This window comes from Rubritalea profundi (assembly GCF_002954445.1).
GTDB classification, from domain to species: Bacteria; Verrucomicrobiota; Verrucomicrobiia; order Verrucomicrobiales; family Akkermansiaceae; genus Rubritalea; species Rubritalea profundi.
Genome location: NZ_MQWA01000001.1, coordinates 1,775,584 through 1,787,026, shown reverse-complemented (window position 1 = coordinate 1,787,026; position 11,443 = coordinate 1,775,584). Strand labels below are relative to the sequence as shown.

Annotated in this window: 11 protein-coding genes; 9 read left to right on the top strand and 2 right to left on the bottom strand. The window is 50.1% G+C overall.

Translation table 11 applies throughout. The annotated features are described in order from the left end of the window. The first annotated feature begins 69 nt into the window (after positions 1–69). Positions 70–1,623: a glycogen synthase gene (locus tag BSZ32_RS07885; RefSeq protein WP_105042935.1), complete on the top strand. Its 1,554-nt coding sequence runs from the start codon at positions 70–72 to the stop codon at positions 1,621–1,623. A gap of 79 nt (positions 1,624–1,702) precedes the next feature. Here the strand turns inward: BSZ32_RS07885 and lpxK are convergent, their stop codons facing one another. Continuing rightward, positions 1,703–2,911 carry a tetraacyldisaccharide 4'-kinase gene (lpxK, locus tag BSZ32_RS07880; RefSeq protein ID WP_105042934.1) on the bottom strand — a complete coding sequence of 403 codons (1,209 nt, stop codon included), beginning with the start codon at positions 2,909–2,911 and terminating at the stop codon, positions 1,703–1,705. A 216-nt stretch (positions 2,912–3,127) separates the two neighbouring features. On the opposite strand from lpxK, the gene BSZ32_RS07875 reads away from it, so the two are divergent. The 6 genes from BSZ32_RS07875 to BSZ32_RS07850 all read left to right on the top strand — a co-directional run bounded on the left by BSZ32_RS07875 (position 3,128) and on the right by BSZ32_RS07850 (position 7,077). Then, positions 3,128–3,724, top strand: coding sequence for an HNH endonuclease (locus BSZ32_RS07875; RefSeq protein ID WP_240610586.1), 597 nt, complete (start codon positions 3,128–3,130; stop codon positions 3,722–3,724). 157 nt (positions 3,725–3,881) lie between these two features. Then, positions 3,882–4,094 carry a hypothetical protein gene (locus BSZ32_RS19215; RefSeq protein ID WP_206018765.1) on the top strand — a complete coding sequence of 71 codons (213 nt, stop codon included), beginning with the start codon at positions 3,882–3,884 and terminating at the stop codon, positions 4,092–4,094. A 45-nt stretch (positions 4,095–4,139) separates the two neighbouring features. Beyond that, positions 4,140–5,105, top strand: a complete 966-nt coding sequence (trpS, locus tag BSZ32_RS07865) for a tryptophan--tRNA ligase (RefSeq protein ID WP_105042933.1) — start codon at positions 4,140–4,142, stop codon at positions 5,103–5,105. 15 nt (positions 5,106–5,120) lie between these two features. Further along, a complete protein-coding gene (locus BSZ32_RS07860; RefSeq protein WP_105042932.1) occupies positions 5,121–5,561 on the top strand; it encodes a DUF3592 domain-containing protein in 441 nt (146 codons plus the stop codon). A 63-nt stretch (positions 5,562–5,624) separates the two neighbouring features. Next, the gene (locus BSZ32_RS07855) at positions 5,625–6,833 is read left to right on the top strand and encodes a DUF3592 domain-containing protein (RefSeq protein ID WP_105042931.1); all 1,209 of its coding nucleotides are present in this window, start codon (positions 5,625–5,627) and stop codon (positions 6,831–6,833) included. 4 nt (positions 6,834–6,837) lie between these two features. Then, positions 6,838–7,077 (top strand): hypothetical protein, encoded by a 240-nt coding sequence (locus BSZ32_RS07850; RefSeq protein WP_105042930.1) that lies wholly within the window; start codon positions 6,838–6,840, stop codon positions 7,075–7,077. A gap of 341 nt (positions 7,078–7,418) precedes the next feature. Here the strand turns inward: BSZ32_RS07850 and BSZ32_RS07845 are convergent, their stop codons facing one another. After that, entirely contained in the window at positions 7,419–8,456 is a 1,038-nt protein-coding gene (locus BSZ32_RS07845) for a vWA domain-containing protein (RefSeq protein WP_165788727.1), read from the bottom strand. A 604-nt stretch (positions 8,457–9,060) separates the two neighbouring features. On the opposite strand from BSZ32_RS07845, the gene hflK reads away from it, so the two are divergent. Next, the gene (hflK, locus tag BSZ32_RS07840; RefSeq protein ID WP_105042928.1) at positions 9,061–10,020 is read left to right on the top strand and encodes an FtsH protease activity modulator HflK; all 960 of its coding nucleotides are present in this window, start codon (positions 9,061–9,063) and stop codon (positions 10,018–10,020) included. A 21-nt stretch (positions 10,021–10,041) separates the two neighbouring features. After that, positions 10,042–11,025, top strand: coding sequence for a protease modulator HflC (gene hflC / locus BSZ32_RS07835; RefSeq protein WP_105042927.1), 984 nt, complete (start codon positions 10,042–10,044; stop codon positions 11,023–11,025). Positions 11,026–11,443: the final 418 nt, after the last annotated feature.

Genomic DNA, 11,443 nt, shown 5'->3' with positions numbered 1-11,443 from the left:
AAAATCTGACTTTCAAACGACTCTTTATTTGAATCCTCCGCACGTATTTGTTACGTATCACAGCAGACCATGAGTAAGCCACACCCTAACAACAAGCCCCCGGAATCTAACAAAAGTAAAACCCGCATTCTTGTTGTTACACCGGAAATTACTTACCTACCGGACGGCATGGGAAATTTAGCCCAGCGTATGCACGCCAAAGCTGGTGGCATGGCTGACGTTTCAGCGTCGCTAGTGAAAGCACTCTACGATCAAGGGGCAGACGTCCACGTTGCCATCCCTAACTACCGTAAGATGTTTCACATGGACATGAAGGAAATCTTTGACGGCGAAGTGGAGCGTTGCGTTTCAAAAGTGATTCCAGAAAAGCGCATTCATCTAGCAGAAGACCGCATTTTCTACCGCCGTAGTACCGTGTACGACGCCATGGAGAATCAGAACACAGCGCTCGCCTTCCAGCGCGAAGTCATCAACAATATCATCCCGCGCGTACAGCCAGACCTCATTCACTGTAACGATTGGATGACAGGCCTCATCCCAGCAGCGGCCAAGCGTCTAGGAATCCCGTGCCTCTTCACCTGCCATAACATCCACTCCGAGCGTCTCACCATGGCGCATATTGAAGATAAAGGGATAGATGCTGCAGATTTCTGGCACAATCTCTACTTCACTGACAACCCTGAAAGCTACGATGAAGCGCGAGAGAGCAAGCCTGTCGACCTACTCGCCACTGGAATTTTCGCCTCAGATCACGTCAACTCAGTCAGTCCTACCTTCCTCTATGAAGTCGTAGAAGGTCGCCACGATTTCGTCCCAGATGCCATTCGTAAGGAGCTGGCGAACAAACTCTATGCAGGTCGCGCCAGCGGGATTCTCAACGCGCCAGACGAGGCACTAAATCCAAACTCAGATTCCGAGCTCGACCACCACTATAACTCGAAAAATTTTGTCAAGGGAAAGGCGCTCAATAAAGCGCAACTCCAAGAAAAAACTGGGCTAAATATCGACCCTGATGCACCTATTCTCTTCTGGCCATCCCGACTCGACCCCATGCAAAAAGGCTGCCAACTCCTTGCGGACATCATGTATCAAACGGTCTCAGACTATTCCCATATTGGTCTACAAATTGTCATTGTCGCCAGTGGATCATTTTCCCAACATTTTCATGATATCATCGCCCTCCACAACCTAGGCGGAAAGGTCGTCATGTGTGACTTCGATGAATCACTGTCTCGCCTAGCCTACGCTGGCTCTGACTTTATGCTCATGCCATCGCTCTTTGAGCCATGTGGACTTCCGCAAATGGTTGCCCCCAAATACGGCTGTATCCCCATTGTCCATGATACAGGCGGAATCCACGACACCATCCACCACCTCCACTACGACGGGAAACTAGGAAATGGCTTCCGCTTCGAACATTACAGCGCCAACGGACTGCGCTGGGCTATCGATGAAGCCATCCAGTTTTACCAATGGGAGCCAGCCAGGAAAAATAAGACCATCCGCCGGATCATGAAAGAGAGCGCAGAACTCTTTAACCACCAGGCCACTGCTGCAGCTTACATAGAACGTTATGAGCAAATCCTCGGTCGCGACGTCGTAGACACTCTATATAACGTCTAGCTCAAAGCCCACGTAGCGTGACCGTCTCGGTCGCAAAACTACCGTATACGCCAAATGGTGACATGATGGCTCTGTACTGCTAGATAGCCTCCTCATAAAGCAGAAGCGGGTCTACCGACTTCTTCTCCATGCAAACGCGGTCGACGAGCCGCTCCCAGACATCTTGTCCGCTGAGTATATCCACTTCGATCCGCAGGAAATACACCTCCACATCCATCTCAGCAGGTTTGGGGAAGCGCACCGCGTCTTTTTCAGTGGTCACTATGATATCGGCATCTCGGCGCACACAGCGGCGCATGAATCCGTCCACATCTTTTTGGGAAAAGGAATGATGATCGGCGAAAGTCCGGTGGAATAGCACGTTTGAACCATAGTCAGTGAGCTTTTCTTCAAAACTCTCCGGTACTGCAATACCACTGATCGCGGCCACAAACTTTCCCTCCAAAAACTCTAGCGGTAAAATCTCGCCAGTGAAAACATTCTCAATGTGCTGAGGGCCGTGAGTACACTCGATGATCTCAGCCACAGCATTGTGCTTTCTTATTTTTTCTATCAGCTCTGTATTCCCCGCTTTGTAGCACTTTGTGATGAAAATGTAATCCGCCCGGCACAGATTCTTCGGCGGCTCACGCAATGTCCCGCGCGGTAAAATCGAGCCCGTCCCAAAGGGGGAATTGAAATCAACCAACACAATATCTAATGAATGGGCAATTTTTAAAAATTGCATTCCATCATCTAACAAAAGTAAATCTGAGCCTAATTCTTCAATCGCAAACTTCCCACCTTTGACTCGGTTCTTGTCCACAACCACCGCCACTCCATCCAGATTTTTAGCCAGCATGTAGGGCTCGTCACCAGCGTGATGGACATCGAGAAGGAGGCCATTTCCAGCACTCACCAGCTTAGGCATCTCATCTTCCTCTACTAGTTCACCAGTAGACTTCCGACGCCATTCCTGTGGTTCATCTAACTTTTTAGATTTATAACCACGCGAGAGGATCGCCACTTTGCGTCCACGGTCACGTAAGGTTTTAGAGAACAGCTCGACCACTGGAGTCTTACCCGTACCACCCACCGTGATATTACCAATACTAATCACCATGGTTCCCAGATACGCTTGATCCTTCCAGCCCTTGCGGAAAAGCCTCAAGCGTTGCAGCACGGCGGCGCGATAGAGCCAAGAAAATCCACGCAGGACGCAGCGCATCAATGCCGCACGAAATCCCTTCACGCGTCCAAAAATGACGTCCTCACCCCACTGTTCCAGATCTTCTAAATTCTCACTCATCGGCCAACATCGCCACCTTCAACTATACCCACAGCTACAACAAGTCTCATTTCATCAATCCCCAACATCCATCGCTCAAATAAATAATCAAATCACACATCTCACTCTACATAAATCACTTCGTTACAAAATATTCACACATTTCTGACATTTACCCATTGATTCCACAGGAGTAATTGGTGTATTATTTTAGATAAGTGTAATTCTTATATGTCTATGAAAATGAATCCTGTGCACGAAAAATGCGTCTTGGTACTCAATCGCCAATGGCAAGCAATCTCCATTGTCTCGCCAGCGGACGCTTTCTCACACATGTCCACCGACAATGCCGATGGTCTCGACATCGAGGGCGGTGATACAATGAACCCCACCCGTTTGAGCGACTGGATGAAGCTTCCCGTGAGAGCGCAGGACAGAACCATTGGCACCGCCCACGGTGCCATTCGTGTTCCCACAGTGATCGTTCTCAAGGATTTTGCCAAAGTTCCCATTTTTATTCCTAAATTTTCACTCAAGAATGTTTGGGTGCGCGACCGCGGCCAATGCCAGTACTCAGGACGTATGCTCAAAGCCAACGAAGCTAGTATCGATCACATCATCCCTCAGTCCAGAGGTGGAGCAACCACTTGGGAAAACTGCGTCCTAGCAGAACGTCTCCTCAACTCTAACAAAGGTGCGCGAACACCCGCCGAAGCGGGCCTCAAGCTGATCAAACGTCCCGCCGCGCCCAAACCTGTCCCGATCACACTCACCCTCAAAAACCTCCTCGCCATCGCCGACTGGGATCATTTCCTCATCTCGTCTGCAGCCTAATCATCCATGGTTCCCAGATTCGTAGCCAAAGGAGTGGTAGAACAGCTTCCTCGTACTTATTTGTCGAAATTCCCGCGTATTTAGCGGTTCAATATAGGCATAGCATTGATCAAACTTGGCGCTTGAAAAGTTGGTAGGGCAGCACGACACTGCGCCCATGAAATTCAGCGCTCTACTACTCGCATCTGCAGCAGCTCTCACACTCAATTCCTGTAACACTTTCGTCGGTGTTGGCCGCGACTTCAAGAGCCTCGGCAGTGGCGTAGAGAATACAGCCTATGGCAAGACCTGGAAGGGCGAGCCACGTACCCAGAATTCCAAGCCACAGCAACAACCAGCACAGGTGCCACAAACCACCGTAACTCAATAGTCGGTTCCTAACTCACGTCACACTTTTTTCTATCACTTTCCCACCATGAGAATTCTCACAGGACTCCAGCCGAGCGGCAAACTCCACATCGGCAACTACTTCGGCGCGGTGCAGCCAGCCGTCGAGCTACAGGACCAGGGCGACGCCTTCTACTTTCTCGCGGACTACCACGCGATGACCTCGATGACTGATGCCGTGACTCTCCGAGCAAACGTCCAAGACCTAGCCATTGATTTCCTCGCATGTGGGCTCGATCCAGAAAAGGCCACGATCTTCCGCCAGAGCGACATCCCTGAGGTCAACGAGCTCGCTTGGATTCTCTCTACCGTCTGCCCGATGGGCTTGCTGGAGCGCTGCACCTCTTACAAAGACAAAGTAGCTAAAGGCATTTCAGCCAACCACGCACTCTTCGCCTACCCCGCATTGATGGCAGCGGACATCTTGCTGTACGATGCAAACATCGTCCCAGTAGGCAAGGACCAGAAGCAACACGTGGAGGTCACCCGCGACCTAGCGCAGAAAATCAACGACAAGTTTGGCGAAGGCACCCTCACTGTCCCCGAGGTTCAAATCCGGGAAAACACCGCTGTCGTTCCTGGTATCGATGGCCAGAAAATGAGTAAAAGCTACGGCAACACCATCCCACTCTCTGGTGGTAAAAAAGCGATTCGCAAGACCATCATGCGCATCGTCACCGACTCCACTGCTGTGGAAGACCCTAAAGCAACAGAAGGGTCTAACATCATAGCTCTCTACAAACTTTTCGCCGATGAAGCTGCGCTCAACCAGATGATTGCCGAGCACGAAGCTGGCGGGTTTGGCTACGGCCACTTTAAACAAACTCTCTTCGATGCCTACTGGGAGCATTTCTCAGCAATCCGCGAAAAGCGTGAGGAGCTGGAAAACAACCTCGACTACGTCAATGGCGTGATCGCAAAAGGTGCCGAGCGTGCCCGCGCAGAATCCACCAAGGTTCTCGACCGCGTCCGCAAGGCCGTAGGTCTTCGCTAAACATCACTTTAAAGCATGGCTACCATCCGATTCCGAAGCTCCAACAAAGGCCGTGGAGCTCATGGTTCCAACAAGGGTGGTAAATTTTCTCTGATCATCTTTGGCCTCATTTGGACCGCTTTCAGTAGCATTTTTGTGGTCCTTGGGGTCAAATCCAGCCTCTCTGATGCTGAACGATCCTCGTGGCCGACAGCTCCCTGCGAGGTGGAGCACTTTAAAATCAATTCCAATAGTGGGTTAGACCCAGCTTTTCAGCCAGTCATCAAATACAGCTACCGCTGGGAGGGCTCTGAACACACTGGCACCAAAATATGGCAGGACAAAAAGGGCGAGGACGACTACCACGAACTCGCCGAGCTGATAGACCTCCAGCACCAAGGTGAGATCACCGAGTGCTACATCAATCCAGAAGACCCTTCAGAGGCGGTGATCTACCCCACCAGCGATTCCAGCTGAAGCGGCATCGGCTTTGCTATCTTTGGTGGTTTCTTCGTATTGATAGGGCTTGGCGTGTTGACCATGGGATTCAAATCTTTCCGAAAGAAGGACAAGGCGCTCTCTTCCAAGAAAAAAGAAAAAGTCGGTAACCTGATTATGATCCCCTTCTTCGGCATATTTGGTTTAGCTGGATTTGCTGTGCTGATCTTCTTTGTCATCCCTATGTGGACGAAGTACTTCGATGCGCAATCTTGGCAGTCTAAAACCGCCACAGTGGTCTGGAGTAAAGTGCGTACCCACGATGGCGATGATGGCGACACCTACAGCGCTGATATTTTCTATAAATACAATTACGGTGAGCGAGTCTATAAGTCCAACAACGTCGACCTGATGGGTGGTAGCTCAAGCGGTAGAGGCGGCAAGCAAGATAAAGTAAAGGCCCACCCACCAGGCAAACAGATCACCTGCTTTGTCAATCCAGACAACCCACACGATGCCTTGTTAGAACGTGAAATGGGCTGGTGGGCAGCCTTCTCACTGTTCCCCCTTCCCTTCATAGTAGTCGGAGTCGGCGGCCTCATTTGGGGACTCAAAAAGAAAAAGAAAGCACTCAGCGCGAGAGCCAAACTACGCAAGTCAAAATCACGCCCAGATACCTCGGCGTATCGCTCCAGTCATCGCAAGGAATTTAGCCCGCGCGGAAAGCGCATCGGCTGGATCTTCGGAGTACTCTTCATCGCAGCATTTTGGAATGGCATCGTCTCGGTGTTTCTTTGCCAGCTGATCCCAACATGGCAAAAAGGTGAGCCAGATTGGTTCCTCACCCTTTTTCTCACTCCCTTCGTGGCCGTTGGCATCGGAATGATTCTCCATGTCTTTTACCGCATCCTCGCGTGCTTCAATGCAGCTCCAATACTCACGCTAGCTCCTGCAGAGATCACACTGGGACAAGCCACACAGCTGAAGTGGAAAACCCTCAGCGGCGAACACAAACTCAGCCACTTCGCCATTTACCTAGTCGGCGAAGAAGAAGCCAGATACCGCCGTGGAACCGACACCGTCACCGACACATCCATCTTCTACGAGCAAGCATTGATCGATACCAAAGACCCGCGAAAGGTGAGACGTGGCGAGGCCGAAATCGTTTTACCTTCAGACACCATGCCAAGCTGGAAGAGCTCAAACAACGCGATCAAGTGGTCACTGCGCGTGCGCGGTGAAATCTCCTTCTGGCCCGACATTAAGGACAACTACGAAGTAACCGTCCTTCCAACAGATACTCAAAACTAAGCACATGACTGACTCCATCTCCATCCAGCTCGACCAAACGAGCTCCGAGTTCCAAACGGGGACCACCATTTCCGGTAAAGTCATTTGGTCGGCTGCTGCTACAACCAAAAAAATAGAGCTTCGCCTCTTCTGGTTCACCGAGGGCCGTGGCACCCAGGACATCGAGCTGATAGAAGAACGCAATTGGGATGCCCAAGCGCAAGGCGAGCAATCATTCGAGTTCACCCTACCGACCGAGCCCTAGAGCTTTTCTGGCCGACTCATCTCGCTCCAATGAGCACTGGAGGCCGTGACTCTGCACAAGGAAAACGCGACCACGAGAAAGGTATTCACCCTCAGCCCAAATGGCAAAGAGCTGGTACTCAGCTCGGTGGAGAACCCCCAGACAACTGATAAGAAAAAATGGGGAAAGAAACACTAAGTACCATCCAGTGTGGTTTTTAGACAAAATTAATAGAATTTCATCCATGGATTCACAGCTCGGATTTGCCAATCTAGACCTGGGTGTCTCAAGTCTCACCACGTGACACCACGTTATAGCCGAACACAACCGTCCAACGTCAGCAGCACCCTGCTTTTCTTTGATCACTTGAAGGTGTAGCCTAGTTCTTTGGCCTGTTTACGCACTGTCTCGATTACGACTTTATCGAGCGTCTGGGCACCATTTTCACTTTTCTCCTGGCTGATTTTTGCGATATACCTCTGCCTTTGTTGGCTCGTATTTTGGATCTTTAATTGAATCTCCGTACGTTTTTTCGCATTGTTAGCTACATAGGCTTGGAGCGCTTTATCGCTCAGCTTCTGCAGAGGTTTGGGAAGGTCTTTTTTCTCGACCGAGCCCCAGTCAAATTGCTTTTTTTTCGCCGCATCCACAAGGTCCCAGCTCTCATTAGAATAATTGTGAGACGATTTACAGATCGCACGTTGCACATTCGCTCCTGAACTCTTTTTCTGCAGCGCATTGTTGTCCTGCACCTCTTGGCGCACCTTATTCTTCACACCCGATTTCCCGTAAGGGACATAGGTTTTGTTGAGTTCGATATTTAGCTGGATGATCACTTTGTCCTGAGGTGCATCAATATGAGCGACCTGTGCATTATGATCTATCGTGAGCAGGCTTCCGCCAGCCACCACCGGCCCTATATTCCAACCTCTCTGGACTCCCACTTGTTGATTTCCACAGTGGATCGTATTGACAACGATGCCCTTTTTCTTCGCTGACTGGCAACTCTGAGTCACATTGATGGGCCCTTGGGTGAATGGCTCATTGCCTGCGATGAAGATGGCTTTATAAGTCCCCGCTGCTTCATCCCACTTCATGTCAGCGACTGCGCGCTCGATCACCGCGCCGCAATACTCGTCGCCCCCATTCGTCTTTAGCTTGAAAAGCGTCTCGCTGATCAAGTCTAGATCATTGCTAAATGGGACAATGCATTGCTGCCAATTACTCTCAGCATTGAGTGACTGCTTGCCATATTCATAGAGCGCCACCTCTAACCGAGGAGCCTTTCCATCCTTATTCGCGCTATTGAAGCTGTTGACGATACTCCAGAGCTCCGACTTCGCCTGCTCGATAAGCCCATCCATGCTCCCAGAAGTATCTAGTAAAATGGCTATCTGCACTTTCGGCTGAGCCGCCCGCTTCGCTGGTGCAATGATTTTTTAGTAGCAGGAATTGCATCCACCCCCTTTGATTGCAGTGATGTCACACTCAACAACCCCAGAGCACAGAGCATGAGAGTGGATTTTGTGACTTGAACAACGGAGATATTACTGGATTTTGATGGTTTCATGATGGTTTGATTTTGTATTTTTTAACACCATCATTCTCCCACACAGATTCAGCTTCGTGTGTAAATCCTCTGTAAATTCTCAGCCAAATCGCTGAAATTATACTACTTTTAAAGAATATCTATCAGCTGCTGAAAACTAGGTATTTTTAGTTTTCCAGATGGATCTACGACTTCAAAGACCGCACGTGAGGTTGTCCCACTCGCGACCAACATTAGCTAGATCGCGCCCCGGCTTGAGCAATTTCATCTCTCCATCGTCGCTGTTAGTTTAACGACACAACGACCAGCGGCAACTTTTCCAGAGCCTGAGCGTCAATTCCAAAGATAAACAATATTTCTAGGTTTCATTCGGAGCAGATTGAGTTAGTATCCGGAAAATCGCGCTCGAAACAGTTCAATAACTGAACCAAATCCATCTCAAGAAGCCAACTCCAATGAATAAAGTCATCACCATCGACGGCCATCCGGTCTCATTTTCACCGCGCTTACTGCTCGGTGTGCCACTTGCCCTAGTCGTACTCTACGGCATATTCACCTCATTCTACACCGTCAGCCCCGAATCAGTAGCCGTAGTCCAACGCTTTGGCAAATACACACACATCGAAGATCCCGGGCTTCGGTTCAAAATCCCCTTCGGCGTGGATAAGGCGACCATCGTTCCCATCGACCGCCAACTCAAACTCGAGTTTGGCTTTGGCAGACAAGGAGATGTTACCAATCCTCATCAAGTAGGCACAGAGCCCGATAAAGAGCGCGACATGGTCACCGGTGACCTCAACGCCGCTCAAGTCGAGTGGATCCTCCAATACAGCATCACCGACCCCTATCAATACCTCTTCCAACTTCGCAACCCAGGATCAACCCTGCGCGACCTAACGGAAAGCGTCGTCTGTGAAGTCATCGGCGACCGCACCGTGGATGAGGTTCTGACCATTGGCCGCACAGAAATTGGCGTCGAGTCTCTTTCTCGCTTATCAGAAATTGTGGCCACTCTCAACATGGGCATCACAGCAGAGCGCATCGAGTTGATCAACGTCAACCCTCCCGGCCCCGTCCAGAGATCGTTCGGCGAAGTCAACCGAGCCCAGCAAGAACGGGAACGGATGATCAACGAAGCCAATGGCGAATACAACCGAGTCATCCCGAAAGCCAAAGGCACCGCCCAACAACGCATTTCCGGTGCTGAAGGTTATGCCTTCCAACGTGTCAACGAAGCCGAGGGCGATGTCACCCGATTCCGCGACCTCCTCGCTCAATACGAAAAAGCCCCCGCTATCACCAAGCAACGACTTTACCTAGAAACCATGAGCGAAGTGCTACCGAAGCTAGGCAAAAAAGTCATCCTCGACGAAGACGCCAAACAGTTTCTTCCACTCATGAACCTCGGAAAATAATTTCTAGCCTCTATATCACCCATGAAATCCATACTCTCTATCGTCCTATTGGTGGTTGCCTCCATCATCATTAGCAACAGCGCCTACACCGTAAAACAAACCGAACAGGTCTTCATCACCCAGTTTGGTATGTTTGTCGGTGATGCCATCAACGCCGATCCTGAAAAAAACGAAGCCGGCCTCCACTGGAAGACTCCATTCATCCAAAAGGTCAACAGCATCGAAAAGCGTATCCTCGAATGGGATGGCCCAGCCACCGATATGCCGACTCGCGACAAACTTTACATCAACGTAGACACCTTCGCTCGCTGGCGCATCTCTGACCCCAAGACCTACTACGAGAAACTACGTGATGAACGCAGCGCATTGTCACGACTCGATGACATCATCGGCAGCGCCACAAGAGACTCCATTGCTGCCAATGACCTGATTGAAGTCGTCCGCAGTGAAAAAGACCGCAAGCCTGCAGTCGACGAGTCACTCATCGCAGCAAACTCCAACATCGGAATACTCCCAGCCATCAAACACGGACGCAAAGTCCTCACTGAGCAAATCCTCAGCGCCGCTCAACCCAAAGTCCAAGCATGGGGCATTGAACTCATCGACGTCCGATTCAAACGCATCAATTACAAATCCGACGTCATCGGCGAAATCTACAGCCGAATGGCCTCCGAACGGTTGCAAATCGCCGATCGCTTCCGCTCAGAAGGTGCGGGTGAAGCGGCTATAATCATCGGCCGCAAGGATCGCGACCTATTGCAGATCAAATCAGAGGCTTACCGCAAAGAACGCGAAATCCAGGGTAAAGCAGATGCTGAAGCGACTAGTATCTACGCAGATGCCTATAGCTCAAGCCCCGTGGCCGCTGACTTCTATCTGTTCATCAAAACACTCGAGACCTACCAGCGCACCCTCGGTAAAGACACCACCGCCATCTTCACCACCGACAGCGACCTCTTCAGCCTCTTCAAGAGCATTGATGGAAAGAAAAAGGGGGAACAGTAAGTTACCCTTCATCAGTTTCTCATCTTACATTGTTCGATACTCTTTATATAAACTTGTTAGAAACAATTGATAGCTAATGCCCTGCGCCCCAATGAACAATTTGTAATTCCGAAGAGTAGGTCAAAACGTAGGTGATCCTATGCGTGAAATTAGTGTGGATTGGTGGTAGAAGTCGCTTTACTCCAATTAGGAATTAGGAGTGTTTGGTTTTGCTTTCGTCTTTTTCGCGGTTAGACAACTTCCTCGTGCTGATTTTTCGAAACTCTCGCATCTTTTACGGTTGAGGAATTCACTGCAATCCTTCGGCAGCGACAAAACCCTTGAAACTCAGCCCTTCAGCGCTTACTCCATCAGCCATCAATCGTACTGCTCACCAGAGCAGCACATACCCATTCTCTATTAACTACTAACGGATCAC